Annotated in this window: 18 protein-coding genes; 7 read left to right on the plus strand and 11 right to left on the minus strand. The window is 74.5% G+C overall.

Translation table 11 applies throughout. The annotated features are described in order from the left end of the window. Positions 1-29 precede the first annotated feature (29 nt). The 8 genes from ACIP37_RS24725 to ACIP37_RS24760 form a co-directional block, all read right to left on the minus strand. On the minus strand, positions 30-842 hold the full coding sequence (locus ACIP37_RS24725; RefSeq protein ID WP_363585585.1) for a lysophospholipid acyltransferase family protein: 813 nt from the start codon (positions 840-842) through the stop codon (positions 30-32). Beyond that, positions 839-1,675 carry a GNAT family N-acyltransferase gene (locus ACIP37_RS24730; RefSeq protein WP_363585584.1) on the minus strand — a complete coding sequence of 279 codons (837 nt, stop codon included), beginning with the start codon at positions 1,673-1,675 and terminating at the stop codon, positions 839-841. The genes ACIP37_RS24725 and ACIP37_RS24730 overlap by 4 nt, the downstream gene beginning before the upstream one ends. Positions 1,676-2,025: 350 nt before the next feature. Further along, a complete protein-coding gene (locus ACIP37_RS24735) occupies positions 2,026-3,405 on the minus strand; it encodes a serine hydrolase domain-containing protein (RefSeq protein ID WP_400844529.1) in 1,380 nt (459 codons plus the stop codon). Between the two features lie 233 nt (positions 3,406-3,638). Continuing rightward, entirely contained in the window at positions 3,639-5,003 is a 1,365-nt protein-coding gene (locus ACIP37_RS24740) for a M1 family metallopeptidase (protein ID WP_363585582.1), read from the minus strand. After that, the gene (locus ACIP37_RS24745) at positions 5,000-8,926 is read right to left on the minus strand and encodes a Pls/PosA family non-ribosomal peptide synthetase (protein ID WP_400810179.1); all 3,927 of its coding nucleotides are present in this window, start codon (positions 8,924-8,926) and stop codon (positions 5,000-5,002) included. Before ACIP37_RS24745 ends, ACIP37_RS24740 begins: the two co-directional genes overlap by 4 nt. Positions 8,927-9,364: 438 nt before the next feature. Continuing rightward, positions 9,365-10,231 (minus strand): NmrA family NAD(P)-binding protein, encoded by an 867-nt coding sequence (locus tag ACIP37_RS24750; protein WP_363585580.1) that lies wholly within the window; start codon positions 10,229-10,231, stop codon positions 9,365-9,367. Further along, positions 10,228-10,710 carry a hypothetical protein gene (locus ACIP37_RS24755; RefSeq protein WP_400810182.1) on the minus strand — a complete coding sequence of 161 codons (483 nt, stop codon included), beginning with the start codon at positions 10,708-10,710 and terminating at the stop codon, positions 10,228-10,230. The genes ACIP37_RS24750 and ACIP37_RS24755 overlap by 4 nt, the downstream gene beginning before the upstream one ends. Positions 10,711-10,834: 124 nt before the next feature. Continuing rightward, positions 10,835-11,356, minus strand: a complete 522-nt coding sequence (locus tag ACIP37_RS24760; RefSeq protein WP_363373080.1) for a MarR family transcriptional regulator — start codon at positions 11,354-11,356, stop codon at positions 10,835-10,837. A gap of 142 nt (positions 11,357-11,498) precedes the next feature. Between ACIP37_RS24760 and ACIP37_RS24765 the strand changes: the two genes are divergently transcribed. From ACIP37_RS24765 to ACIP37_RS24780, 4 genes are all read left to right on the plus strand, one after another. Continuing rightward, on the plus strand, positions 11,499-11,738 hold the full coding sequence (locus tag ACIP37_RS24765) for a hypothetical protein (protein ID WP_400810245.1): 240 nt from the start codon (positions 11,499-11,501) through the stop codon (positions 11,736-11,738). 302 nt (positions 11,739-12,040) lie between these two features. Further along, positions 12,041-13,660, plus strand: coding sequence for an alpha/beta hydrolase (locus ACIP37_RS24770; protein WP_363585578.1), 1,620 nt, complete (start codon positions 12,041-12,043; stop codon positions 13,658-13,660). 471 nt (positions 13,661-14,131) lie between these two features. Next, positions 14,132-15,754, plus strand: a complete 1,623-nt coding sequence (locus tag ACIP37_RS24775) for an FAD-dependent oxidoreductase (RefSeq protein WP_400810185.1) — start codon at positions 14,132-14,134, stop codon at positions 15,752-15,754. A gap of 57 nt (positions 15,755-15,811) precedes the next feature. Next, on the plus strand, positions 15,812-16,087 hold the full coding sequence (locus ACIP37_RS24780) for a hypothetical protein (protein ID WP_400810187.1): 276 nt from the start codon (positions 15,812-15,814) through the stop codon (positions 16,085-16,087). Positions 16,088-16,217: 130 nt separating this feature from the next. Here ACIP37_RS24780 and ACIP37_RS24785 read toward each other — a convergent pair whose 3' ends face one another. After that, complete coding sequence (locus ACIP37_RS24785) at positions 16,218-16,943, minus strand: ABC transporter ATP-binding protein (protein ID WP_400810189.1); 726 nt, start codon at positions 16,941-16,943, stop codon at positions 16,218-16,220. A gap of 394 nt (positions 16,944-17,337) precedes the next feature. Here ACIP37_RS24785 and ACIP37_RS24790 point away from each other — a divergent pair, with 394 nt between their 5' ends. From ACIP37_RS24790 to ACIP37_RS24800, 3 genes are all read left to right on the plus strand, one after another. Continuing rightward, positions 17,338-20,658: an ABC transporter permease gene (locus ACIP37_RS24790; RefSeq protein WP_400810191.1), complete on the plus strand. Its 3,321-nt coding sequence runs from the start codon at positions 17,338-17,340 to the stop codon at positions 20,656-20,658. Further along, positions 20,655-23,459, plus strand: a complete 2,805-nt coding sequence (locus ACIP37_RS24795) for a hypothetical protein (RefSeq protein ID WP_400810193.1) — start codon at positions 20,655-20,657, stop codon at positions 23,457-23,459. Before ACIP37_RS24790 ends, ACIP37_RS24795 begins: the two co-directional genes overlap by 4 nt. 142 nt (positions 23,460-23,601) lie before the next feature. Further along, the gene (locus tag ACIP37_RS24800) at positions 23,602-24,591 is read left to right on the plus strand and encodes an ABC transporter ATP-binding protein (RefSeq protein ID WP_363621811.1); all 990 of its coding nucleotides are present in this window, start codon (positions 23,602-23,604) and stop codon (positions 24,589-24,591) included. Positions 24,592-24,637: 46 nt separating this feature from the next. Here the strand turns inward: ACIP37_RS24800 and ACIP37_RS24805 are convergent, their stop codons facing one another. Beyond that, on the minus strand, positions 24,638-24,817 hold the full coding sequence (locus tag ACIP37_RS24805) for a hypothetical protein (RefSeq protein WP_363621809.1): 180 nt from the start codon (positions 24,815-24,817) through the stop codon (positions 24,638-24,640). A 151-nt stretch (positions 24,818-24,968) separates the two neighbouring features. After that, a complete protein-coding gene (locus ACIP37_RS24810; protein WP_400844534.1) occupies positions 24,969-26,510 on the minus strand; it encodes an AMP-binding protein in 1,542 nt (513 codons plus the stop codon). Positions 26,511-26,575 lie beyond the last annotated feature (65 nt).

Genomic DNA, 26,575 nt, shown 5'->3' on the forward strand with positions numbered 1-26,575 from the left:
GTCTGACCGATCCGCGTGCCGACGCCACGTCAGCGGATGCCCTCGACCGCCGCCTGCGCCGTGCGGGCCAGTTCCCGGCGCGCCCCCGCCCGGGTGGCCTGCGGCGCGGGCGGCGGAATCGGTGGCAGGAACGTCACGTCGGCGACCAGACCGCGCACCGCGACCACCCGGGCGAGCGAGGTGAGCAGTCCGTCGTCGCCGATGAAGGCGGGCACGCTGGTCGGCCGTCCGTCCGCCAGCCGGTAGCGGATCGTCACCGGCTGGACGAAGGCGCCCGCCTCCACCGCCGCCTGGAACAGCGCGGGCCGGAAGCGGCCGCTCTCCCGTCCGCACCAGGTGGACCCCTCCGGGAAGACGATCACCGGCTGGCCGGCGCGCAGCACCTCGGCCACCGTCGCCACGGTGTCGGGCAGCGCGCGGAGCCGGTCGCGGTCCAGGAACACGGTGCCGCCCCAGGCGATCAGCGGCCCGAGCACCGGCCACCGGCGGACCTCGGTCTTGGCCAGTGAGCGGCCCGGGCGGCCCGCCGCGATCAGCGGGATGTCCAGCCAGGACACGTGGTTGGCCACCACGAGCGTCCCGCCGCCGAGCGCGCCGCCCGGCGTCCCGAGGTGGACGGTGACCCCGAGGGTGTGCAACAGGACGCGCGCCCAGAGCCGGATCAGCCGCTCCCGGGTGCCGTGCGGGAGGAGGCGCAGCGGCAGGCTGAGCAGCACGCCCGCCAGCACCGCCGCCAGGCAGGCCGCCAGCCGCAGCGCCCGCCGGGGGTGCGAGACGGCGGGCGCCGTCTCGGCCAGGCAGGTCTCGGGCCGGCAGGGGGCCGTCGGCAGCCAGACGCTCATGATGAGGCGCCGAGGGGCCGGGCGGGCAGTCCGGACAGGAAGTGCCGCAGGTAGCGCGGGTCGGTGCGCTCCAGCGACAGCAGCACGTACAGGTCGACGCAGTCGAAGTCCGGGTCGTACGCGGGCTCGCCGCAGACCCAGGCGCCGAGCCGCAGGTAGCCGCGGAGCAGGGCGGGCAGCGCGCCGCGCTCGGCGCGCGGCACGCCGGTGGCGTCCCAGCGGCGGCGCGGGGTGACCCGGTACTGCTCGGGCGCCAGGTACTTGGCGCTGACGGTGTCCCAGACCCGGGCCGCGGTGGCGCCGCCGTCGTCCAGCGGGATCGAGCAGCAGCCGCCGACCCAGGTGTTGCCGGTGTCGGCGAGGTAGCGGGCGATGCCGCCCCACATCAGGTTGATGACGGCGCCGTTGCCCCGGTGGTCGGGGTGGATGCAGGAGCGGCCGAGTTCCACCAGGCCCGGGCGGACCGGGGCCAGGGCGGAGAGCTCGAACTCGCCGTCGGAGTAGAGCCGTCCGGCCCGCCGGGCGGCCTCGGGGCGCAGCAGCCGGTAGGTGCCGACGACGGCGCCGTGCTCGCCCTCGCGGACCAGGAGGTGGTCGCAGAACTCGTCGAAGGGGTCGACGTCGAGGCCGGCGACCGGGCTGTGCAGGACGGCACCGAGCTCGGCGGCGAACACCTGGTGGCGCAGCCGCTGGGCGGCGCGCACGTCGTCGGCGTCGCGGGCGAGGGAGACGGTGTAGGCGGCCGGGGCCTGCGGCCGGCGGGGGGCGGGGACGGCGGGGGCGTCCTGGGTGGGGGCTACTGCGGTCGGAGCGTACGTGGGGACGGTGGTCATGGCGGACCCTCCAGGGCAGCACGATCGGCGGCGCCCTGGATCGCCAGGGCACCGGCCCGGCCCGCAGGCGTTGGGCCTGCACGCGAACCGGTCCCCGTATATCTCTCCGAGCCGGTTGGCATCCATGTTGCGGCGCGGCGGAGCGCAGATGTGCAACTGCTGAATGGGACCACCCGTCGCCTCCCGGTCATCTGCCGGGCACCGGGCGCTCGCCCGCCGGGGGTGGACAGCCCGGGCGCCTGTGCGCCCGGGCCTGCCACCCTCCCCCGGGATTCCCCCGGAACTCCCGTGGACGGGTGTGGTGTTGCGCGCGACCGGCGTGCTCCGAGAAGCGCGCGCCCCGGCGGGGCCTAGAGGGCCTGCCAGCCCTGCGGGTCGACGTCGCCCGGGATGACGGGCGCGGGGCCGTAGGGTTCGCGGGTGAGGACGAAGGAGCCGAGGTCCAGGTGGCTGACGGTGCCGTCGGCGGCCCGGAGCACCCGCAGGGTCTCGCCCGTGTAGTAGTTGTCCAGCCCCGTCCAGGTGCCGTCCGGCTCGGCGCGGAAGCGGGAGCTGCGGGCTCCGCCGACGAGCGAGGTCAGTTCGAGGCCGCGGTCGGCCCGCAGCCGCAGGGCCTGCGCCGAAGTGCCCCAGTACCAGGGGCCGGTGAGGGCCAGCAGCTCCTCGTCGACCTCGGGCAGCGGACGCCAGGGTTCGGGCAGCCGGGGCTCGTGCTCGGCGGTCAGCGTGATCAACTGGGCGGCCACCAGGGTGGTGCCGGCGCCGGTGGTGGCGTTGGACAGGGCGATCGCGGCCAGGCCGTCCTCATCGCTGACCCACAGTGCGGCGGTGAAGCCGGGCATCGAGCCGGTGTGGCCGTACAGCACCCGGCCTTCGTGGCGGCGCAGTTGCAGGCCGAGGCCGTATCCGGAGGTCCAGGCCGTGTCGTCGGGGCCGGTGGCGGGCCGGCGCATCTCGGCGAGCGAGTCGGCGGCCAGCACCTTGTCGTCCCCGGCGGAGAGGAAGGCCGCCCAGCGGGCCAGGTCGGCGACGGTGGACCAGAGTTGGCCGGCCGGGCCCATCAGCCCGGTGTCGGTGAGCGGCTCCGGCAGCATGACGTCGGCCCACGGGTGGACGGCGAAGCCTCCGGCGTGCGGGTGCTCGGGCAGCAGGGTGGTGCGGTCCATGCCGAGCGGTGCCAGCACCTCGCGCCGCAGCACCTCGCCCCAGGGCTCGCCGCGCAGCCGCTCGACCAGCGCGCCGAGCAGCGCGTAGCCGGGGTTGGAGTAGTGGTGGAGGCGCCCGGCCGGGTGCTTGATCGCGGCGCCGGGCTCCAGCAGGTCGTCCAGTCCGGGCCGCAGGGAGCCGTCGGTCCGTTCCCACCAGGGCCCGGGTGTCTCGGCGGCGAGTCCGGCGGTGTGGGCGAGCAGTTGCGCGACGGTCGCGCCGTCGGCCGGGGTGCCGGGCAGGTGTCGGGCGAGCGGGTCGGCGAGGTCGAGCAGGCCCTCGTCGCGCAGCCGCAGCACGAGCACGGCGACGAAGGTCTTGGTGAGCGAGCCGATCCGGTACTGGACGTCGGGGGTCGGCGCGTGTCCGTCGATCATGCTGCGGGCGCCGCTCCAGACCAGTCGGCCGTCCCGGACCACTCCGGCGGCCAGGGAGGGCGTGCGGCCTTCGGCCTGGGCGACGGCGATCCGCTGCAGCAGGGCGCGGCGGGTGGTCGGCAGCAGTTCGTCGGACTGATCGGTCATCTGATCCTCTGAATCCTTCGGCGTGGTCCGGCGGGGAGGCCCGTCGGAGTGGTCTGCCACGAGGTCCGCCGACGAGACCGTCGGCGAGGTCCGCAGGCGAGGGCCGCCGGCCAACACGGACGGGCAGCAGACGAACCCAACCTAGCCAGGCCGCTCCGAAGGATCCACCCGTTATCTCCGCAAACGCCCCGCGATCGCCCCCTGAACGCCTCGCGATGTCGCCGCCGGCCCGGTCAGCCCGGCAGCGGCGGGAGTTCGGGCCGCTGCAGCCAGGCCTCGAAGACCGGGGCCAGCGGGGCGGCCGCGTACCGGGAGGCGTGCGCGAGCAGGTCGGCGGTGCCGACGACGCCGTGCCGGTGGATGCTCGTCCAGTCCCGCAGCATCGCGAAGAAGGCGTCCTCGCCCAGCGCCCGCCGCAGCGCGTGCACGGCGAGGCCGCCGCGCTGGTACAGCCGGTCGTCGAACATCAGCCTGCGGCCCGGGTCGGCGAGCCTGAGGTCCTGCGGGAGCCCGGCCAGCAGGCCGTGCGCGGCGGCGGCGTGGGTGGCCGCGGCCGGGCCGCCGGCGTGCTCGGACCACAGCCACTCGGCGTACTTGGCGAAGCCCTCGTTCAGCCAGATGTGCCGCCAGTCGGCGATCGTCACGCTGTTGCCGAACCACTGGTGCGCCAGCTCGTGGGCGATCAGCCGCTCGCGCTCCCAGCCGCCGCCGAGGTGGTTCGTCCCGAAGGTGGCGACGCCCTGCGCCTCCACGGGGACGTCCAGTTCCTCGTCCGCGACGACCACCGCGTACTCGCCGAACGGGTACGGCCCGAACACCTCGCCGAAGTACGCCATCATCTCCGGCTGCCGCCCGAAGTCCCGGGTGAACGCGGGGACCAGCCGCTCCGGCACGTAGCCGGTCTGCGGCACGGCCGGGCGGGCCGCCAGCGGCACCGGCCGGTAGTGGCCGATCGACACCGTCACCAGGTACGGCGAGGTCGGCGCGCTCTGCTCGTACACCCAGGTGGTGCTGGACGCCCGGGTGGTGCGGGTCAGCAGCCGGCCGCTCGCCAGCACGGTGAACGGGGACGGCGTGGTGACCGCGATCTGGTACGTCGCCTTGTCGGCGGGCCGGTCGTTGCACGGGAACCATGACGGCGCGCCGATCGGCTGGCTGGCGACCAGCGAGCCGTCGGTCAGCTCCTCCCAGCCCAGGCCGCCCCACGGGCTGCGCACCGGACGGGGGTTGCCGGTGTAGTGCACCTCGACGGTGAACGCCGCCCCCGCCGCCAGTGCCCTGGCCGGACGGATCCGCAGCTTGCCGGCGCGGTGGGTGTAACGGGCGGCCTTGCCGTCGACCAGCACCCGCCCGATCCGGAACTCGGCCAGGTCCAGCGCGAACTCGGCCAGCGCCGCGTCCGCCACGGCGCTCAGCCGGGCCGAGGCCGCCAGCCGGTTCGGCCCGGGCCGGTAGTCCAGCACGAGCTCGTAGCGGTGGACCCGGTAGCGGTGGTCGCCGTTGGCCGGGAAGTACGGGTCGGGGGCGCCGGCGGTCGCCGGGACGTGCTTGGGCTTCACGGGGGCGGGCACTTCCTGCGGGCCGGGACGGGTGGTCATGACGTGGGCTGCCACGCCTCGATGGGGTTGCCCAGCCACCGCGTGTCGGCGGGGACGGACTCGGCGCGCATCACCAGCGAGGCCGGGCCCAGCGTGCTGCGCGCGCCCACCGTGCTGCCGGGCAGCACGATGCCGCCCGGGCCCAGGGTGGCGCCCTCGCGGAGGACCACAGTATCCATCCGCATGATCCGGTCGTGGAAGAGGTGCGTCTGCACCACGCAGCCCCGGTTGACGGTGACGCCGTCCCCGAGGGTGACCAGGTCCGCCTCCGGCAGCCAGTAGCTCTCGCACCAGACGCCGCGGCCGATCCGCGCGCCGAGCGCCCGCAGCCAGAGGTTCAGCACCGGCGTGCCCGGCACCGCGCCGACCAGCCACGGCACCGCCAGCACCTCGACGAAGGTGTCCGCGAGCTCGTTGCGCCACACGAAGCTGCTCCACAGCGGGTGCTCCACCGCCCGGAACCGGCCGACCAGCAGCCACTTCGCCGCCACCGCGACCAGGCAGGCCACCGCGCCGGCGCCCAGCAGCACCAGGCCCGAGAGCAGCGCGGCCACGCCCGCCGACCAGGAGACGGACAGCCGGGACAGCACCGCGACGGTCAGCACGCCGAGCGCCCCCGAGGCGAGCACCGGCAGCAGCCGGGCCAGCTCGACCAGTCCGCGCGCCCAGAGCAGCCGGGCCGGCGGCTCGTAGGTCAGGCCCTGGTCGGCCTCGTCCGCCGCGCGCGGCAGCCGCATCGGCGGCATGCCCAGGTACGAGCCGCCCTTCTTGGCCTTCTCCGGCGTCGCCGACAGCACGCCCACCAGGCCCCGCTTGGGCACCGCCCGCCCCGGCGCGGTCATTCCCGAGTTCCCGAGGAACGCCCGCTCGCCGACCTTCGCCTCGCCGAGCCGCACCCAGCCACCGCCCAGCTCGTACGGCGCGATCAGGGTGTCGTCGGCCAGGAACGCGCCGTCGCCGACGGTGGTCAGGCTGGGCAGCGCCAGCACTGTGGACACCTCCGCGCCCCGGCCGACCCTCATCCCGAGCGCCCGCAGCCACAGCGGCGTGACCAGCCCCGCGTACAGCGGGAAGAGCACCTCCCGGGCCCGGTCCATCAGCTGGGTGACGGTCCACGCCTGCCAGCCGACCCGGCCGTGCAGCGGGTGCACCCCGGGGACCAGACCGCGGCTCAGCAACCGGACGGCGGCCACCAGCTGCGCCGCGTACACCGCGCCGTACGCCAGGGTGGCGGGCAGCAGGCCGAGCAGCGCGCCGCCGAGCGCCGCGCCGAGGCCGTCGCCCTGGTGGACGAAACCGGCGAGGACCGCGAGCGCGGCCAGCGCGGGCGCCACCGGGAGCAGGCCGAGCGCCGTGCCGCTGGCACCGTAGAGCGCGGCCCAGAAGACCCGGTGCGGCGGGCGCTCCTTGGGCCACGCCCGCTCGACGCGGCCCAGCTTGACGGCGGGCGCGCCGCCCCAGCGCTGGCCGGTCGGCACGTGCCCGGTGACGCTGGAGCCGGGCAGTACCTGGGCGCGCTTGCCGACCCGGGCGCCGGGCAGCAGGGTCGAGCGGGTGCCGACCACGGCGCCGGAGCCGACCTTGACCTGGCCGACCTCCAGCCGGTCGCCGTCCAGCCAGTAGCCGCACAGGTCCACCTCGGCCTCGACGGCGCAGCCCCGGCCCAGCTTCAGCATCCCGGTGACCGGCGGCAGCGAGTGCAGGTCGACCTCGGGCCCGACCTTGGCACCCAGCGCCCGGGCGTAGCGGACCAGCCAGGCGCCGGACAGCGCGGTGGCGCCGCTGAGCTCGGAGAGCCGCTCGGCGGTCCAGAGCCGCAGGTGGACGGCGCCGCCGCGTGGATGGCTGCCCGGGCGCAGGCCGCGCAGCAGCAGCCGGGCGCCGCCGGCCGCGATCGCCAGCCGGCCCGCCGGGGTGTACAGCGCCAGGGCGCCCGCGCCGACCGCCCACCAGGAGGCGGTGGGCGCCCACGGGTAGTCGCCGAGGTGGGAGAGCAGGTTGCCGGCCGCCAGCAGGGCGACCGTCCAGCGCAGGCCGACCACGGTGAACAGCGGGATCAGCAGGAGCAGCTGGAGCAGCTTGGCCCGGGTCGGCACCAGGGCGATGGTGCGGGCCTGGCCGCCCTGGGCGGCGGTGCGCTCCAGGTGCCGGGCGAGCTTGCGCAGCGTCGGGTGCTGGTAGACGTCCAGCACGGCGGCGTTCGGGTAGCGGGTGCGCAGCAGCGTGGTGAGCCGGGCGGCGGCCAGGCTGCCGCCGCCGATGCCGAAGAAGTCGTCGCGCGGGCCGCTCACCGTCACACCGAGGATCTCGGTCCACTGCTCGGCCAGCCAGGCCTCGGTGCCGTACAGCTGCTCGCTCGGCCCGGCGTTCTCCAGCTCGGGCAGCGGCCAGGGCAGGGCGGCCCGGTCGACCTTGCCGGAGGTGCGGGTGGGCAGGGTGTCGACCGGCGCGAGCAGCGGCACCAGGGCGGCCGGCAACTCGGCGCGCAGCTTCTCGACGGCCTGCTCGCGGTCGAAGCCGTCCTGGACGACCAGGTAGCCGACCAGCAGCTGGTTGCCGCCGCGCGCGGTGCGGACGGCGGCGGCCGCGCCCGCCACGCCGGGCAGGGCCTGGAGCGCCGCGTCGACCTCGCCGAGTTCGATCCGGCGGCCGCCGAGCTTGATCTGCTCGTCGGTGCGGCCGAGGAACAGCAGGCCGGCCGGGTCGGCCTGGACCAGGTCGCCGCTGCGGTACGCCCGCTCCCAGCCGAGCGAGGCCAGCGGCGCGTACTTCTCGGCGTCCTTCTCCGGGTCGAGGTAGCGGGCCAGGCCGACCCCGCCGATCACCAGCTGGCCGGTACCGCCGGCCGCGACCGGCTCGCCGGTCTCGTCGACCACGGCGAGGTCCCAGCCGTCCAGCGGCAGGCCGATCCGGACCGGGCCGTCGCCGGTCAGCAGCGCGGCGCAGGCGACCACGGTGGCCTCGGTGGGGCCGTAGGTGTTCCAGACCTCGCGGCCCTCGGTGACCAGCCGCTGCACCAGCTCCGGCGGGCAGGCCTCGCCGCCGAAGATCAGCAGCCGCACCTCGTTGAGCGCCTCGGCCGGCCAGAGCGCGGCCAGCGTCGGGACGGTGGAGACCACGGTGATCTCCTGCTCCGCCAGCCAGGGGCCGAGGTCGGCGCCGCTGCGCACCTGGGAGCGGGGGACGGGCACCAGGCAGGCGCCGTGGCGCCAGGCCAGCCACATCTCCTCGCAGGAGGCGTCGAAGGCCACCGACAGGCCGGCCATCACCCGGTCGCCGGGGCCGATCGGCTCGTCCTGGAGGAAGAGCGCCGCCTCGGCGTCGACGAAGGCGGCGGCGTTGCGGTGGGTGACGGCCACGCCCTTGGGGCGGCCGGTGGAGCCGGAGGTGAAGATGATCCAGGCGTCGTCGGCCGGCGTCGGGCGGGGGCGGTGGTCCGCGGCCGCCTCGCCGGGGTCGGGGACCGGGCGTTCGCGGTGGACGGTCAGCGCGCGGTCGGCGCCGAGCACCGCGGCGACGCCGGCCTCCCCGAAGACCAGCTGGGCGCGCTCGTCCGGGTCCTCTGCGTCGACCGGCACGTAGGCGGCGCCGGCGGCGAGCACGGCGAGGATCGAGACGTACAGGTCGTTGGTGCCCGAGGGGACCCGCACGCCCACCCGGTCGTCCGGGCCGATCCCGGCGGCGGCCAGCCGGCGGCGCAGCTGCTCGACCTCGGCGGCCAGGGCGCGGTAGCCGAGCACGGTGCGCCCGTCGTCCAGGGCCGGTTCGTCGGGGTGAGTGCGGACGGTGGCGTCCAGGACGTCGACCAGGGTGCGCGGTGCGGCGGCCGGACGGCCCGGGAAGAGGGCCTGTGGCGGTGGGGCCTGTGGTGGTGTGGCGTGGGGCGGCGTGGCGGACTGCTCCGTGCTCGGTTCAGCTGTCATGGCAGCCCGTACGCTCCTCGTCCTCGCCCCGTTCCGACTGATGCCCGGCCCTTCGGGGCGGTGGGAGCACTCGCCTGACCGGGTGACCCCACTCCGGGGCCGGAGCGGACAACCCGACTGATGGTAGCCCCGGGTGCGAGGCGCCGTACGGCCCGACACTTGGCTCAACTAGGCCGGAAATGGCCTGAGCTGACGTTGTGTCAGTCAACAACTGGGTGGGCCTGGCAGTCATGTGACTGGATGTCAGTCAAATTGACGGATCGTCAGGCCTAATTCTCGATCGTGATCCACGCCACAGCGAATGCTGCTCCCTTCGGGTGGCGGGCCCGGCTTCCCGGCCCGGTTCCGGCCCGGCCGCCGGGCCCGCCAAGGCGTCGGAGCGGTGTCCGAGAGGCGCCGGAGAGAGACCCGAATGGCGCCCGAATGGTGTCAGGGCGGTCAGCGGAAGCGGTGCAGGTACTCCTGGAGGAACGCCTCCAGGGTGCGCGGGGCGCGCCTGGTGAGGTGGGCGAGGGTGCCGTCGGGTGCCTCCCGGCGGACCGCCGCGAGCTGCTGGATCTCCACCACGTGGGAGGCCAGCCAGGGCGGCATCCCGGCCCGCTCGACCAAGTGGGTGTGCAGCCCGGCCGGGGGCAGGTCGAGGTAGCGGACCGGGCGGCCGAGCAGCTCGCCGAGCAGCCCGGTGAGCTCCGGGTAGCTGTACGCCCGGCCGCCGGTGAGCGGATACGTTCCGCCGGCGAGCTCCGGGCGGGTGAGCACCTCGGCCGCGGCGTCGCCGATGTCCCGGGCGTCGACGTAGTTGCAGCGGGCCTGGCCCATGGCGCCGTGCACCACCCCGGCGGCGGCGATGCCGGGGGCCAGCAGCAGCAGCTTCTGCATGAACGCGTACGGCCGCAGCACCGTCGCGGTGACGCCGGACGTGCGCAGGCGCTCCTCGACCAGGTGGTGGCCGCGCGAGACGGCCACGGGGGAGTCCGGTTCGGCTGCGGGTGCGGAGATCTTGACGATGTGCTCCACGCCGCTCTCGACCGCAGCGTCGATCGCGGCCAGCTCGTGCTGGACCTGGTGCGGGCCGTTGGCCATGGTGAGGAAGAGCTGGTGCGCGCCACGGAAGGCTTCGCGCAGGGAGTTCGGGTCGGCGGCGTCGGCCGGGAGCGTCTCGGTCAGTGCGAGGGTCCGGTCGTCGAGGCCGGCCGCGAGGCGGGCGGGGTCGCGGCTGAGTGCGCGGCTCGGTGCACCGAGGGCGGCGAGGCTGCGCAGGGTGGCACCGCCGGTGGCGCCTCCGGCGCCCATGACGACGATCATGAGGTCTGTCCTTCCGGTCGGGTGGAGAGTCGGTGCTGCGGGGATCGGGTCCGGCGGCTGCCGCGCCAGCGCCAGGTGATCACGGTGGCCGCGATCGCCGACGAGACCGGCAGGTCGATCGGAAGGCGGCCGGGCCAGGGGCTGGTGGCGAGCCCGTGGATCTGCGGCAGCCAGTGCGCGGCCGCGAGGCCGACGGTGAGTGCGACGGCCGCGGCGGCCAGGCCGAGTGCGGGGGCCAGCAGGGCGCGCGGTGCCCGGCCGCCCGGGGAGCGGTCGGGCCGGCGTCGCAGGGCGGAGCCGACCAGGGTGGCGACGACGGCCGAGGTGCCGCCGATCGTGGTGGCCGCGGCGATCATCAGCTGCGGCTGGTGCGTGACGGCCCCGCCGATGCCGGCCATCACGGCGGGCATCGCGTAGGCGACGAGGACCTCCCGCCACAGGGTGAAGGGGGGCGGTGCGCCGGGTGCTTTCTTGCTCATGGGCTTCTCCTGCGGAGGTGTTGGGGTGAAGTGATTAGGTGGCTAACTATTAGTGCTTAGGTGCCTAACTATTGGGTCGTGAAGCCGGCGGGCCGCCTTGCGCGGCCCGCCGTTCTCGACCGGGTCAGTCCGCGGTCAGCGCGTCGGCACCCTCGACCACCCTGGCCAGGAGGTCGAGGAAGGTGGCGCGCTCCTCGACCGAGAGCCCGCCGACCAGTGCCTGCATCCGGGCGAAGTGCTCGGGCGCCAGATCGCGCAGCCGCTGCGCGCCGCGTGCGGTGAGGACCACCACGTTGGCGCGGCCGTCCTCGGCGGACGGACGGCGGACCACCAGGCCCTCCCGCTCCAGGCCGTCCACCAGGCCGGTCACGGTCGCCCGCGAGACGCCGAGGCCGGCCGCGAGCTGGGAGGGCGACTTCTCGCCGCCGTGGTCCTCCAGGTCGGCCAGCAGTCGGTAGCGGCCGGTGGAGAGACCGAACCGGGCGAAGTGCACCTCCCCGGCCTGGCCGATCCGGGCGCCCGCCGCCATCAGCCGGGCCGCGACCAGGATCGCCTGCGGGTCGGCCGTGAGGCCGTAGCGGGCGATCTGGCGGCGCGCCTGGTCGAGTGTGGGGGCGCCGCTGCCGGCGTCGGGGCGTTGTGTCATGAAAGTAATATGGCGCCTCATCAGTTTCCCGGTCAAGTCGACGGCCCGCACCGACCGGGTTCCCGGACGGTGCGGGCCGCGGTGACGCCGGTCCCTCCGGGGTCGAGGGTGGCCGGGCGGTGCGCCCAGGGCGAGTCTCGTCATTCCCGGCGTCGCGCGCCCGGCGGGAACGGCGGGACACGTCCTACGCGGCGCGGCGCGCGCCGCCGTCCGCACCTTCCTGGCCGACCAGGGCGTGCCCGACCCCGACGGGCGGACCGCCACCCTGCTGGCCTGGGTCGACGGACTGGTCTTCGACCGGCTGGTGGGCGGCGGGGAAGTCCGCGTGGACGAGGTCCAGGGGCTGGTGGCGGCTGCGCTGCACGGGGCGGCCGGACGGTAGGGCGTTTCTTCGAACTCCCGTCGCTTGGAGGCAGTTTGAAACGGAACCCCCGGCGGGGTGTGGCGGCCTCGCCGCACGAAATGCCGTAGGGCGGCGCTCCGGCGGCCCGGATGCGGCGGTGGCCGGGGTGGTGGCTCGGTGGTGACGAGCAATCAGGTCAATCAACCGTCAAGTTGGTTCATTCACAGAATAATCCGGTCGCAAAGTGGACGGCATCGAAACATTTACGCTGCTTCCAGGTCTTCACATGGAGATCTCAGACTGACAGGCTGGGGCCGCCCTTTCAGTACTGAGGAGGTTCCTTGTCCCGTATATCCACGCTGGCCGGAGCGGTCACCTGCGCCCTCGCCCTCGTCACCGGTAGTGCTGTCGCGGCATCGGCAGCGCCGATAGACCTGGCGCCGGGTGCGGCGGCCGAGGCGAAGGTCGCCGCTGTCAACTGGACCCCGTGTAACCCCGACCCGAGCAAGCCGGACCCAGGTATCTACGACTGTGCCGTGTACCCGGTTCCGCTGGACTATGACAACCCGTCGGGTGAGAAGATCGGCATCGCCATGATGCGCCGGCGGGCGAGCGACCCGTCCAAGCGGATCGGCTCGCTGTTCCTCAACCCGGGCGGCCCGGGTGGTAGCGGCTACCTGTGGGCGACCACCACCCGGTTCGGTACCGAGGTGCAGTCGCGCTTCGACCTGGTCGGTTTCGACCCCCGTGGCGTGGCCCGGAGCAACCCGCTCAAGTGCTTCAAGACCCAGGAGGACGCCGACGCGGTCAACGGCCGCATGGTCGGCGTGCCGGTCACCAAGGCCGAGATCAACGAGACGCTGGACGCGGACCAGGACTACACCGACGCGTGCAGCAAGAACGCCGGCCCTCTGATCGAGCACATGTCGACCATCAACGTGGTCCGCGACCTCGACCGGATGCGCCGCGCCGTCGGCGACTCCCAGCTCAACTTCGCCGGGTTCTCCTACGGCACCCTGATCGGCGCGACCTACGCCGGGATGTACCCGAACAAGGTGCGCACGATCATCGTCGACGGCAACGTCGACCCGAACCTGCGCCTGCACGACGGCCTGGAGTACGACCGTCAGCGGGCGGGCGGCTTCGAGCTGGCCCTGGACGAGTTCCTGAAGCGCTGCCAGGCCGCCGGCGCCCCGCGCTGCGCCTTCGGCGAGGGCGACACCCGGGCCAAGTTCGACCAGCTCCGCGACCACCTGCGGACCAGCCCGGTCACCCTGCCGAACGGCTCCCAGGTGACGCTGAGCACCTTCACCAGCGAGGTGGCCAGCGCGCTGTACTCGCAGGCCAAGCTGGCGCCGCTGGCCAAGTCGCTGCAGGCGACGTACCAGCTGGTCCAGAAGCCGGCCGCGAACACGCTGATGGCGCCGAAGGCGACCGTCTCGGACGACGACGCCAACATCCTCGCGGTGAACGCCCCGCGGGCGCTGCGTGAGGCCCCGGCCGACTCCGAGTACACCGCCGACGACTCCTACATGGGCGTCAACTGCCAGGACAAGCCGTACCCGTCGAACGACCGGGTCTTCCCGAACGTCGCCAAGGCCTGGGAGAAGGAGTCGCCGACCTTCGGCCGCTACCAGGCCTTCGACGCGCCCGCCTGCGCGAGCTGGCCGGCCCCGGCCCGGGACGCCGAGCGCTTCAGCGGCCCGTGGAACAAGAAGACCTCGAACACCGTCATGGTGATCGGCAACCTCTACGACCCGGCCACCCAGTACAAGTTCGCCCAGCGGATGCAGCAGCAGCTGGGCAACGCCGTGCTGGTCAGCGTGGACTCGATCGAGCACTGCGCCGTCGGCCGCAGCCAGGCGCTGAACGCGCTGGTCACCCGCTACCTGGTCGACGGCACCGCGCCGAAGCCGGGCCAGCTGCTGAAGCCGGACGCGGCGATCTTCCCGGCGGCCTGACGGGGCCGAGCGGCTGGCCGGTGCCGGCCCGCGCGGCCCGCAAGGCCCGCCCGGCAGGACTGGCCGCGCGGCCCCCGGAGGCCTGAGGTACGTGTGAACGGATGTGGTGGTCGGCGGCGCCGGCCACCACATCCGCGTTTTCCGGCCGAGCCCCCGGAGGACGGCGTGAACGCGGACGGCCGTGCGAAAGCGGATGACGGCGCGAACCGGGTATGCGGCGTGAATGCGGCGGTGGATCGCCATCCGGCCCTCCTCGGAAACGAGTTCATCTCGGATTCTTCTCGGATGTCGGGGACCGTAGCCGATACCACTGACAATCGGCCGCCGGGCCCGCAGCGGCCTGGGACCTGCGCTGATTCGCAGAAAATGACGTACTGTCACACTAGTTCGTTAAAGGATTCCCACCCTCGAATACCTGTGTTAGCGTGCCGCCGCCAGCTTCTCTCATCGCCGAGAAAGTGAGGTCGGGCCATGGAGGGCGCATTCTCCCGACGGGGATTCCTGGGCACCGCCGGTGCGGCGGCGGCCGGGGTGTCCGCCGGCTCGACGGGCACGGCGCCCGCGGCCGGGGCGCGCCGGGAGCCGCCGGAGGGGCGGTCGGTCCGGCCGGGCGATCCCCGCTACCGGACGCTCGGCCAGGGCTTCAACCAGCGCTGGCGCAGCAGCCCCGCCCACATCCGCCTGGTGGCCGACGAGGCCGACGCCGTGGGCGAGTTGAACCGGGCGCTGGACCACGGGATGCGGCCGACCGTCCGCGGCGGCGGCCACTGCTACGAGGGCTTCGTCGACAACGACGGGGGCGTCATCCTCGACCTCAGCATGATGCGGGGTGTCGTCGCCGCCACGGACAAGTTCGGCCGTCCGACGTACTGCGTGGAGGGCGGGGCCACCAACTGGGACGTCTACACCACGCTCTTCCGCGCGTACGCGGTGACGCTGCCGGCCGGGTCCTGCTACTCGGTCGGCGCGGGCGGGCACATCTGCGGCGGCGGGTTCGGCCTGCTCTCGCGGCGGCACGGGCTCACCGTGGACCACCTGGTCCAGGTCGACGTGGTCACCGTGCGGGGCGGCACCGCTGTGGTGACCAGGGCGCACCGCGACGACGGCGAGGGCTCCCCGGAGGCGGACCTCTTCTGGGCCCACACCGGGGGCGGCGGCGGGAACTTCGGGGTGGTGCTGCGCTACCACTTCGCGGTCGGCGTGCCGAAGCCGCCGCCCCGGGTCTGGCTCAGCAGCGTCGCCTGGCCCTGGGGCGAACTGGTGGAGCGGCCCGGCGACTTCGAGACCCTGGTGCGCAACTTCGGCGCCTTCATGGCCGAGCACAGCGGCCCGCGGGAGCCGACCTACCAGGGCCTGTTCGCGATCCTCAAGCTCACCCACCGCTCGAACGGGAACGTCGTCCTGGTGAGCCAGTGGGACGGTGACGACCCGGGGCCGCTCGACGCGTTCCTGGCGGCCGTCGAGCGCGGGATGGCGACGCGGTCGGTGGTCCAGACCCACAGCGCCGGCGGGCTGTTCCTGCCCTACCCGGAGAAGCGTCGCCAACTGCCCTGGTTCCAGGCCACCATGACGCTCAACCCGTCGGGCGACAACCAGCGCGGCAAGTACAAGTCGGCCTACCACCGCGAGCCGTTCAGCCGGGCCCAGATCGCCACCTTCTGGGACTGGCTGGTGCGGGACGTCGAGGGCGTGGACCTCACGAAGACGCTGGTGCAGATCGACTCCTACGGCTGCCGGATCAACACCCGCGGGCCCGAGGAGACCGCCGTCCCCCAGCGCGACTCGATCATGAAGCTCCAGTACCAGACGTACTGGATCGACGAGGCCCAGGACGCCGACCACCTGGCGTACCTCGGCGGGCTCTACCGGGACGTCTACCGGGAGACCGGCGGTGTCCCGGAGATCGACACCGCGACGGACGGCGCCTACGTCAACTACCCGGACGTCGACCTGGGCACGGCCGACCAGCCGGACCCGGCCTACCAGCGGCTCTACTACAAGGGGAACTACCCGCGGCTGCAGCGCACCAAGGCGTACTGGGACGGCGCGGAGGTGTTCCACCACGCTCAGTCGATCACCCTCCCCGGGGCCTGACCGGGAGGGGGCCCGCCACCGGATGCGCGAGCCGCCGTAGGGGCGCAGGGTCGAGGTATGAGCGGAGTGGTCGTGCTGGTCGAGCTGGAGCCGTCCACCGAGGTGCTGGACGCGGGCGAGGTCGACGTGGGCGCGCGGATCCGCTGGGTGCACGCGGCGCCGACGGATCCGGACGTGCCGGAGGATCCGGGGCCGGTGACCTTCTGCGGCCTCGACACGGCGGACCTCGAACGGGAGCCCTACCGCCCGGCCGGGCCCGGCGGGCCGTGGTACCCGCCGTCCCAGCGCACCCGGCGGTGCCGAGCCTGCGAGGCGGTGCTCAAGGCACCCTGAACGGGCTCGCGGAGCGCGGCCGGTTCCACCACCGGCCGCGCCCGGGAGCGCGGGCCCGCCCGACCGGACAGGCCCGCCCGACCGAACGGCCCGGACAGGCCGGACAGGCCGGCGCACCCCCGGGCCACCCCTACGCGGCCGGCTTCGCCGCCTCCTCGGCGATCCGCCCGTCACGCAGCTCGATCACCCGGTCCGCGAGCTCCATCAGCGTCGGGTCGTGGGTGGCGACCACCACGGTGACGCCCTCGCTGCGGACGACGGCGCGCAGCAGCTGCATGATCGAGCGGCCGGTCTCCGAGTCCAGCTGGCCGGTCGGCTCGTCGGCGATGATCAGGCCGGGCTCGTTGGCCAGCGCGCGGGCGATCGCGACGCGCTGCTGCTGGCCGCCGGAGAGCTCGCCGGGCCGCTGGTTGGCCTGGTCGGCGAGGCCGACGAGGGCCAGCAGGGTGTGCGCGCGCTCCTCGCGTTCGGCGGCCGAGACCTTGCGCAGCCGCATCGGCACGCCGACGTTCTCGGCGGCGGTGAGCATCGGGATCAGCCCGAAGGACTGGAAGACGAAGCCGATCCGCTCCCGCCGCAGGGCGAGCCGGCCGTCCTCGTCCAGTTCGGCGAGGTCGGTGCCGTCCAGGGCGATGCTGCCGGCGGTCGGGGCGTCCAGGCCGCCGACCAGGTTGAGCAGGGTGGTCTTGCCGGAGCCGGACCGGCCCTTGAGCGCGGCGAGTTCGCCGCGGCCGACGGTGAAGGAGACGCCGCGCAGCGCGTGCACGGTCCGCTCGCCGGTGCCGAAGCTGCGCCGGAGGTCGGTCACGGCCACCATCGGGGCGTTGGTGGTGGCGGTGGCCTGAGGCTGCGTCATTGAGGCTTCCCCCTGTGTGTGTCTACCCAGTGTCTACGGACGGGTGGCGCCACGGGTTCACGGTTTCGGGCGGCGATTTCCGGGGTGCCGGTCGGCGTTCCCAAAGGCGTGCTGTGGAGCCTGAGTTATGAAATGTGCATGGCATTCTGGCGGGCGCCCGAAGTGCGGGTGCTGCCAATGCAAGGAATTTGCTCATTACTTACTTGTTAGCGCAAGTCCCTTCCGTTCCTGGATCGAATCTGACAGAGTCGTCCGCTATCCGGTGATCAAATGCCGGTGATCATTGCGTTGATGTGCCCTAAGTGTGTCCATTCGTGGCCGAGTTGTGACCGAATCGGATCGATGAACGGGGCTGGGACGCGACCTGGGGACGTAAAGACCGGGGAGGAACTTGATGCTCGGCTTCGTCGTGCGCCGACTGCGCGGGCGACTGCCGCTGGCTGCCGCCGTGCTGCTCGCTGTACTGATCACCACGGCCGTGCTGACCGCGCTGGTGGCGTTCAACCGCAGTGTCGGCGAGGCCGGTCTGCGGCAGGCGCTCCAGGGGCCAGGACATGCTCGGACCACGGTCGTGGTGACCGCCGAACACGGGCTCGACCAGCGTGCGAAGGACGAGGCGGAGCTCGCCGCCTACCGCGGCAGGCTCTTCGGGGACCTGCCCGTGCGCACCGACAGCCTGCTGCGCAGCCGCTCCTACGGCCTGCCGGACGGTGCCGGCACCACCGGTACCAGCGGCGCCCCCGGGTCCGCGGTCCCCGGACCCGGGACCCAGCCCGACCTGACGGTCCTCGCCGACCTCGACCGCGACCGGACCCGCCTGCTCGCCGGCGCGTGGCCCGCCGCGGCCTCCGGCCCGGTCCAGGCCGCCGCCCCGCAGGTCGCCGTCCCGCAGACCATGCTGGCGCGGCTCGGCCTCACCGACCAGGCCCTGCCCGCCGATGTGCAGGTGGCGGACCGCCTCGGCGGCAAGTCGCTGACCGTCCGCGTCACCGGCGTCTACCGGGCCGTCGACCCGACCGACGCGTACTGGCGCATCGACCCGGTCGGCGGCCACGAGGTCGAGGTCAGCGGCTTCACCACCTACGGCCCGATGCTGGTCGACCAGAGCGCCTTCACCACCGGTGGGTTGGTGCAGAGCAGCCGCAGCTGGCTGCTCGACGCCGACTTCGCGGGCATCGGTCGCTCCGCGGCGGAGGCCATGGGCGACCGCGCCCAGGGCCTCGCCGACGACCTGCAGACCCGCGCCAGCATCAGCTCGCGGACCGAACTGCCAGACATCCTGCGCGAGTTGTCCTCCAGCATGATGGTCGCCCGGACCACCCTGCTGATCGGCGCCCTCCAGCTGGCCGTGCTCGCCGTCGCGGCGCTGCTGCTGGTCGTCAACCTGATCGCGACCCGGCAGACGGCCGAGAACGAGCTGCTCGCCGCCCGCGGCGCCTCCGGCGCCCGGCTCGGCGCCTTCACCGCGACGGAGTCGCTGCTGCTCGCCCTGCCCGCCGCGCTGCTGGCCCCCCTGCTGACTCCGTTCCTGGTCCGCGCCCTGGCCGGCTTCGGGAGCGACCACCAGGTGCCCCTGGACACCGGCATCAGCTGGTCGCTCTGGCCGATCGCCGTGCTCTGCGCCTTCGCCTGCGTCCTGCTGGCCAGCCTGCCCAGCCTCCTGCGCGGCGCCGGAGCCGCCCTGCGCAGCCGCTCCGGCCGCCGCCAGGCCCTGGTCTCCGGCATCGCGCGCAACGGCGGCGACCTCGCCGTGCTCGCCCTGGCCGTGCTCGCCTACCAGCAGCTCAGCCAGTACGGCGGCGGGCTGTCCACAGACTCCTCCGGCCGGCTCGGCGTGGACCTGCTGCTGGTCGCCACCCCGACCCTGGCGCTCTGCGCCGGCACCCTGGTGGTGCTGCGCCTGCTGCCGCTCGCCGCCAGGCTCGGTGCCCGGGTGGCCGCGCGCGGCCGTGGCCTCGGCCCGGCCCTGGTCGGCTGGCAGCTGGCCCGTCGGCCCGCCCGTGCCACCGGCCCCGTGCTGCTGCTGGTGATGGCCGTGGCCACCGGCGTGCTGGCGCTCGGCCAGCACGCCACCTGGACCGCCTCCCAGCGCGACCAGGCCGCCTTCAACACGCTCGGCGGCCTGCGGATCTCCGCCTCGCATAACGCCCTGATGGGCCAGGGCGGCCGCTACGGCGCGCTGCCCGGCGGCGACCGGCTGGTCCCGTTGGTGCGCGAGGAGCAGTCCCTGCCCAACGGCAAGGGGCAACTGCTCGCCGTGGACACCGCCGCCTTCGCCGAGCGCGTCCCGGTCCGCTCCGACCTGCTCGGCGGGCGCACCCGCGAGGACCTGTTCGGGTCGCTCGCCCAGCCCGCCCCCACCGGGCCGCAGGCCGGCCTGGAACTGCCCGGCCACCCGCTGCGGATCGACGCGGAGGTCACCGTCCAGCAGCCGGAGCAGCAGGCCGGGACGCCCGGCGGCAGGACTGGTCCGTCGCTTCACCCGGAGGCCAGGTTGCTGCTGCGCGACCGCTTCGGCATGATCCACAAGGTCTCGCTGGGCACGCTCCCGCTGACCGGCGACGCCAAGGTCTCGGCCTCGCTGACCACGCTGGTCGACGCCCCGCTCGGCTCGGCCGCCGCGCCGTTGACCGTGGTCGGCGTGATCGTCGCCTTCGGCGACCGGTCCAACGGGGAGCTGACCGTCCACCGGCTGTCCGTCTCCGACAGCGCCGACGGCCCCGCGACCGCCGTCCAGGTGCCGGCCGGCTTCGGCTGGACGGCGACCGCGCCCCCCGTCCGGGCCATCGGCGACGTGGTGCCCGGGCCGGCCGCCGTCCTCGGATCCGAACCGACCGGCGCCGACCGCTTGTTCACCATCCGCTACCGCTTCGCCAACGGCCTCGGGGACATGGTCCGCGCCGTCCTCCAGCCGACCGGGACGAGCGTGCCGGCCACCGTGTCCGGCATCGTCACCCGCGACTACCTGAAGGTCGTCGGCGGCTCCGTCGGCGACACCATCCAGGTGCCGTTCTCCGGGACCGTCCTGCCGGTCAAGATCACCGCCGTGGTCGACGCCCTGCCGGCGGCCGGCCTCAACGCGCTCATGGTCGACCTCTCCACCACGGCCCGGCTGCTGGCCGCACAGGGCGGCGAACTGCCCAACCGCGCCGAGTGGTGGCTGCCCGCCACCGGCCCCGGCGACCGGACCCCCGCCGAGGCCGCCGCCGCACTGCGCGCCGCCCCCGGCGCCCAGGACGTCCAGCTCTACGAGGAGGCCGTCGAGGACCTGCTCAGCGACCCGGTCGGCGCCGCTCCGCAGAGCGCGCTCATGGTCATCGCGGTCGTCACCGGGGTGCTCGCCGCGATCGGCTTCGGCGCCGCCGTGGCCGCCTCCGCCCGCGAACGCTCCCGGGACTCCGCCCTGCTGCTCGCGCTGGGCGCCCGCCGCAAGCAGGTGACCCGCACCATGGCCGCCGAACAGGCCCTCCTGGTCGCCCTCGGCGGGGCCGTCGGACTGGCCCTCGGCACGCTGCTCGTCCACCTGATCGTGCCGTTCGTCGTGCTGACGCCGGCCGCCCGCCGCCCGACGCCCGGGGCGCTGATCGAGCTGCCGCTCGGCCAGGCGCTACTGCTCACGGCCGCGATCGCCGTCGTTCCCCTGTTGTCGGCCTTCCTGATCGGACGCCGCCGTCGAGACGTGGCCGCCCGGCTGCGCCACGTGGAGGAGATGTGACCACCAAGGCCGGGACCACCGTGCCCACCCCTTCGCCCGCGCCCGCCCACGGCCCCGCGCCCTGGGTCCGCACCCGGCTGCGCGCGACGCCGCTGGCCACCCTGCTCATGGCGGCGCTCGCCTTCGTCACCGTGTTCATGGCGGCGGCCTTCCCGCGCGTCGTCGACCGGGGCGCGGACAGCGCCCTGCGGGACTTCGTGCACCAGAAGGGCGTCAACGCGACCAGCCTGCAAGCCACCTCCGAGCCGAACCTGAGCGACCCGACCTCCGCTCTCGACGACGTGCAGCAGAAGCTGACCGCGGAGATCGGCCGGAACCTGCCGCTCACCGAGACCAGCCAGCTCTACGGCAGCCGGGCCAAGTCCCCGCGCAAGATGTTCAACGAGGGCTACGCCCGTCTCTCCGACCATCCGCCGGTGCTCGGCCTGCTGTACCTGCACGGGCTCAAGGAGCTCGTGACCCTCACCGACGGCGTCTGGCCGGGCCCCGCGGCCGAGGGCGCACCCCTGCCGATGATCGTCAGCCAGAAGGCCGCCGAGACCATCGGCGTCAAGCTCGGTGACGTCGTCGACAACGGCAGCGACCTGACCGGCCGGACCCGGTCCACCGTGGTCGGCTTCTACCGCGTCAACAACCCCACCGACCCGACCTGGGACGACATCGGCTGTCCCGCCCGCGCCTGCCTGGAGGGCCAGGGCACGGAGCTCCACTGGGCGACCACCGGTTTCGTCGGCGACAGCGGCCTGCACCAGCTGATCCTCTGGGGCAACGGCGGCGTGAACTTCTGGCGGCTGCCCGTCGACTCCGGCGCCCTGCGCGCCGACCAGCTGGCCGAGACCCGCGCCACCGTCGGCTCCTACCTGGTCGGGCGCGGCGCCACCACCCTCGCCGACGTGACCAAGCGCCCGGACCTGCACGTCACCTCGCTCCTGCCCGACGTCTTCACCCGGGCCACCGCCCGCTACGACGCCGCGGCCCCGCTGGCCGCGATCGGACCGGCCGGAGTGGCGGGGGTGGCCGTCGTGGTGCTGTGTCTCGCGGCGGCCCTCACCGCCGACCGGCGCACCGCCGAACTCCGGCTGCTCCAGGCCCGCGGCGGCTCGCGCGGCGGCATCCTGCTGCGCCTGCTCGGCGAGGGCGCGGCGACCGTGCTGCCCTCCGCCCTGCTCGGAACGGCCCTCGCCCTGGTGCTGCTGCCCACCCCCCGGTGGGGCAACGCCCTGCTCACCGCCCTGGCGGTCACCCTGATCGCCGTGCTGGCCTTCCCGGCGCGCGCCGCCGTACTGCTGTCCCCGCCGAAGGCCGTGGCCGGCTGGCGCCGACTCGTCGGCGAACTCGCCGTCCTGGCCGTCACCGCCGCGGCCGTGGCCGAGGTCCGCCGCCGCGGCGTCGCCCCCGGCAACGGCCTGGACCCGCTGCTGGTGGCCGCCCCGCTGATGCTCGCCCTCACCGGCGGCCTGCTGCTGGCCCGGATCCAGCCGCTGGTGGTCGGCTGGCTGGCCGCCCTCGCCGGGCGTGGCCGCGGCCTGATCGGCTTCCTCGGCCTGGCCCGCGCCGCCCGCGACAGCTCGGGCCGCCGCCGGCCCTCCGCGCTGCCGCTGCTCGCCCTGGTGATCGCCGTCACCACGACCGGCTTCGGCGCCACCGTGCTCGACACCGTGGACAGCGTCCGGCTGCGCGCCGGCCGGATTGCCACCGGCGGTGACGTCTCCGTCACCCTGCCGGTCTACGCGACCCTGCCGGAGGCGTTCACCACGGCCGCCGCCGAACTGCCCGGCGTACGGGCCGCGACCGGCGTGTGGGTCGAGCCCGGGGCCTTCTTCACCGGCGCCGACGGCGACTCCACCTCGGCCATCCTCGTGGTGGCCGAGCCGAAGGCCTACGCCGAGATCGCCCGGACCTTCGGGGTGGGCGAGTTCGACCCGGCGGTGCTCGCCGGCACCCCCGGCGGCCCGGACACCCCGGTGCCGGCACTGTTCAGCAGCGGCCTGTCCAAGCAACTGGCCGGCGGCCCGCCCCGGCTGCGCACGCCCAACGGGGGCCAACTGCGCACCACCGTCGCCGGGATCGTCACCGGCACCCCCGCCCTGCCGGACCCCGGCAAGCCGTTCATGGTGGTGCCTGTCGGGCCCGCCTCCGAGCGCCTTCCGGAGCTCAAGCGGACGAACAAGTGGCTCTCCGCCGGCAACGTCGACGCCGGCCAGGTCAGGAACCTGCTCCTGGACCGGGGCCTGACCACCGCCACGGGCCTCGCCAAGCTGATCCGGGACGAGGCCGTGGCCGCCGGCAAGGGCAGCTACGGGCTGCCCCCCGGGTACACGGTCCGCAGCAGCCACGAGGTGGCCGCCACGCTCGCCGCCGACCCGCTGCAGCGCTCCGCGGAACGCCTGTTCTGGTACTCGGGTGCCGCCGGCGCCGGGTTCGCCCTGCTGGCCGTCCTGCTGACACTGGTCCGGGCCGCCCCCGAGCGCACGGCCCTGCTGGCCCGACTGCGCACCATGGGCCTGCGGCCCCGGCAGGGGCTGGCGCTGATCATCACCGAGACGCTGCCGCAGGCCCTGGTGGCGGCCGTCGGCGGCGGGCTGGTCGCGCTGGCGGCGGTCGGACTGCTCGGGTCGGCCTTCGACCTGTCGGCGCTGGTCGGCGCCAACGTCGGCGACGTGCTGACCCCCGTCCTGCTGCCGGTGCTGCTGCCCACGGCGGGCCTGGCGCTGGTGGTCTGCCTCGGGGTGGTCCTGGAGACGGCCGTCTCCGGCCGGCGCCAGATCGCCACCGAACTGCGGGCGGGGGACCAGCGGTGAGGGCGGGAGGAGCGGTACGGGCCGTGACACCGGCGCCGGCCGCCGGGACCGTGGGGACCGTCAAGGTCGTCGAGATTTTCAGGACCGTCAGGACCTTCAGGACCGCCAGGACCTCTAGGACAGTCAAGACAGGAGACGAGCGGTGAAGAGCACTCCCCAGGAGCAGCCGGTCGCCGAGGCCCCCAGCTTGCAGGAGCTCCGGCAGCGGGCCCTCGCCGCCGCCTCGCCCAAGGCGTACGGCGAGGGCGCGGCCATCGTCTGCGACCGGCTGGTGCGGATCTTCAGCGCCGAGGGCGTCGAGGTCCAGGCGTTGCAGGGCTTGGAGCTGACCATCCAGCAGGGCGACCTGGTCGCCCTGGTCGGTGCCTCCGGCAGCGGCAAGTCGACCCTGCTGACCATCCTGGCCGGGCTCGACGTGCCGACCGCCGGAAGCGCCACCGTCGCCGGCTGCGACCTGCTGGAGATGTCCGCCCGGGAGCGGCTGCGCTACCGGCGCGAGGTGGTCGGCTTCATCTGGCAGCAGACCGCCCGCAACCTGCTGCCCTTCCTCACCGCCGCCGAGAACATCGCCCTGCCGATGCAGCTGCGCGGGCGCCGGGCCGGGGCCGGGCGGGCCAAGCAGCAGGCCGACCGGGTGGCCGAGCTGCTGGAGGCGCTGGAGATCGGCGACCTCGCCCACCGCCGCCCCAACGAGCTCTCCGGCGGCCAGCAGCAGCGGGTCGCGATCGCGGTGGCGATGGCCAACAACCCGCCGGTGCTGCTCGCCGACGAGCCCACCGGCGAACTGGACTCCGAGACCGCGGGGGTGATCTTCGAGTCCTTCCGCACCGTCAACCGCGAACTCGGCGCCACCGTCGTCATCGTCACCCACGACCCGATGGTCGCGGGCGAGGTGCGCCGCACGGTCGCCATCCGGGACGGCCGGACCAGCAGCGAGGTGCTGCGCCGCACCGTCACGGACGAACACGGCGAGGAGTCGGTCAACGAGCGCGAGTACGTGATGCTGGACCGCACCGGCCGGGTGCAGCTGCCGGTCAAGTTCCTGGAGGCGCTCGGGATGGAGCACCGGGTGGCGGTCGACCTCGCGGCCGACCACATCGAGGTCCGTCCGGACGACATCGCCGGGCACTGAGGCGGCGGGCACCGAGGAAGCGGGTGGGCGGCGGCCGTCGGGTCCGTCAGCTGTCGCCGCCCATCCGCTGGAAGAGCCCGCTGCCTTCGGCGTCCGCGCGCAGGTCGGGTGCGTCCTCACCGGCGCGCTCGCCCCGGGCGGTGGCGGTGCAGAGGGCGAAGACGAGCACTGCACTGGCCGCGACGGCGAGGATTCCGAGTGCGGTCAGGACGCGTAGCCAGGTCAAGGAAGTGCCTCCTGGGGACGGTGCGGAGGAACGCCGCCGGGGTTGTATCGGCAGTTCGGTCCGCACGGTCGAGTGTCCACAGGCGGTTCTTCCCGTCGTCCGCCGCGCGAGAGGTCGCCCGCGCGGGCGCTCGAAGCATCAGTAGGGCGCGTCACACTCCCTCGCGCGCCCCTGTAGGGGTGACGGTCCGGCCCTCCGAGGACGTGGCCAACGCCCGCAGCGCGTCGAGGTCCGGCTTCCCTGCCCCGGTCAGCGGGATCCCCGGCAGCACCAGGACGGAGTCCGGCGCGCACCGTGGCCCGACCCGCTCCCGGGCCCAGCGGCGCAGATCCTCCGCCGTCGCCCGCGATCCCGGCCCGGTGACCACGGCCGCGTGCACCCGTTCCAGCCGGTCCGGGCCGGCCGTCGCGAACATCACCGCCTCCCGCACCTCCGGGTGCGCGCGCAGCGGCTCCTCGACGTCCCGGGGGAAGACGTTGTGCCCGTCCACGATCGCCATCGGGCGGCGCCCGGCCACCGTCAGATAGCCGGCCGCGTCCAGGCTGCCCAGATCGCCGGTGTGCAGCCAGCCGTCCCGCAGCACCCGGGCGGTCAGTTCGGGGTCGCGCCAGTAGCCGACCATCGCCGTCGGGGTGCGGACGCAGATCTCCCCGGTCCGGCCCGTCGGCAGCACCGTCCCCTCCTCGTCCACGATCCGCACCTCGGTGTCCGGGAACGGACGCCCGGCCGTCGCCAGCAGCCGCGGGTCCAGGTGCTCGTCCGGGCCCAGCCTCGTCACCGGCCCGCACTCCGTCAGGCTGTACGTCTGGTGCAGCACCCGGCCCAGCCGCCGCGTCGCCTCCGCCAACCGGCGCGGCGACGGCGGACAGCCGGTGTACGTGACGCGGCGCAGGCTGCCGGTGTCGGTCGCGCGCAGCTGCGGATGGTCCAGCACGTGGTAGAGCAGGTGCGGCGGCAGATACACCCGGGAGACCCGGAACCGCTCGATCGCCGCCAGCACCGCCTCGGCGGCGAAGGCCTCCTGCAACACCACCGTGCCGCCCGCCGCCAGCGCCAGATCCGCCGTCGTACCGCCGCCGTGGCACAGCTCCGTACAGAGCAGGAACGTCGAACCGGACAGGAGCGCCGGTCGCGGCGGCCGGGCGAACCGGCGCAGCACACCCTTCGGCCGGCCCGTCGTCCCGCCGGTGAACCGCACCGCCATCACGTCCTGCGGGCGGAACCGCGGGGCCAGCGGCTCCGGCGAGCAGGACGCGGCCGACGCCGACAGGTCCACCCCGAGCGCCGACGGCCCCAGCGCGAACAGGCCCGCCGAGGGCAGCGCCCGCGCGATCCCCGCGGCGGCGGCCCGGCAGCGGGCCGGATCGAAGACCAGCGCCGACGTCCCGGCGAACCCGGCCAGCGCCACCGACTCCCCGACCGGGCCGTCCGGATGCGGCATCGCGACCCGGCACCCCAGCAGGTTCGCGGCCAACCGCACCAGCACCGCCTCCGGCCGGTTCCCGGCCAGCACCGTCACCCCGTCCCCGCGCCCGAGCCCGGCACCCGCCAGCGCCCGCGCCGTCCGGTACACCCCGTCCAGGCACTCCCGGGCGGTCAGCGCCTCCTCCCCCCAGCGGATCGCCACCCGCCCCGGATCCCGCTCCAGCCCCGCCAACACCAGCCCGGTGTACGTCGGCCCCGACTCCGCCATGCTGCGGCCTCCTGTCTGATGGGACGTCAGCTTAGGGCGGGCGCGGTGGTGGAGTGGTGCCGGGG

The sequence above is a fragment of the Kitasatospora sp. NPDC088861 genome (genome assembly GCF_044750105.1).
Lineage (GTDB): Bacteria > Actinomycetota > Actinomycetes > Streptomycetales > Streptomycetaceae > Kitasatospora.

What these genes read in the sequence shown, in the direction of transcription:
- ACIP37_RS24785 (WP_400810189.1), bottom strand. Translation starts at nt 16,943, where the DNA reads ATGACGCAGCCTCAGGCCACCGCCACCACCAACGCCCCGATGGTGGCC.
- ACIP37_RS24745 (WP_400810179.1), bottom strand. Translation starts at nt 8,926, where the DNA reads ATGACAGCTGAACCGAGCACGGAGCAGTCCGCCACGCCGCCCCACGCC.
- ACIP37_RS24740 (WP_363585582.1), bottom strand. Translation starts at nt 5,003, where the DNA reads ATGACCACCCGTCCCGGCCCGCAGGAAGTGCCCGCCCCCGTGAAGCCC.
- ACIP37_RS24810 (WP_400844534.1), bottom strand. Translation starts at nt 26,510, where the DNA reads ATGGCGGAGTCGGGGCCGACGTACACCGGGCTGGTGTTGGCGGGGCTG.
- ACIP37_RS24780 (WP_400810187.1), top strand. Translation starts at nt 15,812, where the DNA reads ATGAGCGGAGTGGTCGTGCTGGTCGAGCTGGAGCCGTCCACCGAGGTG.
- ACIP37_RS24750 (WP_363585580.1), bottom strand. Translation starts at nt 10,231, where the DNA reads ATGATCGTCGTCATGGGCGCCGGAGGCGCCACCGGCGGTGCCACCCTG.
- ACIP37_RS24760 (WP_363373080.1), bottom strand. Translation starts at nt 11,356, where the DNA reads ATGACACAACGCCCCGACGCCGGCAGCGGCGCCCCCACACTCGACCAG.
- ACIP37_RS24775 (WP_400810185.1), top strand. Translation starts at nt 14,132, where the DNA reads ATGGAGGGCGCATTCTCCCGACGGGGATTCCTGGGCACCGCCGGTGCG.
- ACIP37_RS24730 (WP_363585584.1), bottom strand. Translation starts at nt 1,675, where the DNA reads ATGACCACCGTCCCCACGTACGCTCCGACCGCAGTAGCCCCCACCCAG.
- ACIP37_RS24735 (WP_400844529.1), bottom strand. Translation starts at nt 3,405, where the DNA reads ATGACCGATCAGTCCGACGAACTGCTGCCGACCACCCGCCGCGCCCTG.
- ACIP37_RS24725 (WP_363585585.1), bottom strand. Translation starts at nt 842, where the DNA reads ATGAGCGTCTGGCTGCCGACGGCCCCCTGCCGGCCCGAGACCTGCCTG.
- ACIP37_RS24755 (WP_400810182.1), bottom strand. Translation starts at nt 10,710, where the DNA reads ATGAGCAAGAAAGCACCCGGCGCACCGCCCCCCTTCACCCTGTGGCGG.
- ACIP37_RS24790 (WP_400810191.1), top strand. Translation starts at nt 17,338, where the DNA reads ATGCTCGGCTTCGTCGTGCGCCGACTGCGCGGGCGACTGCCGCTGGCT.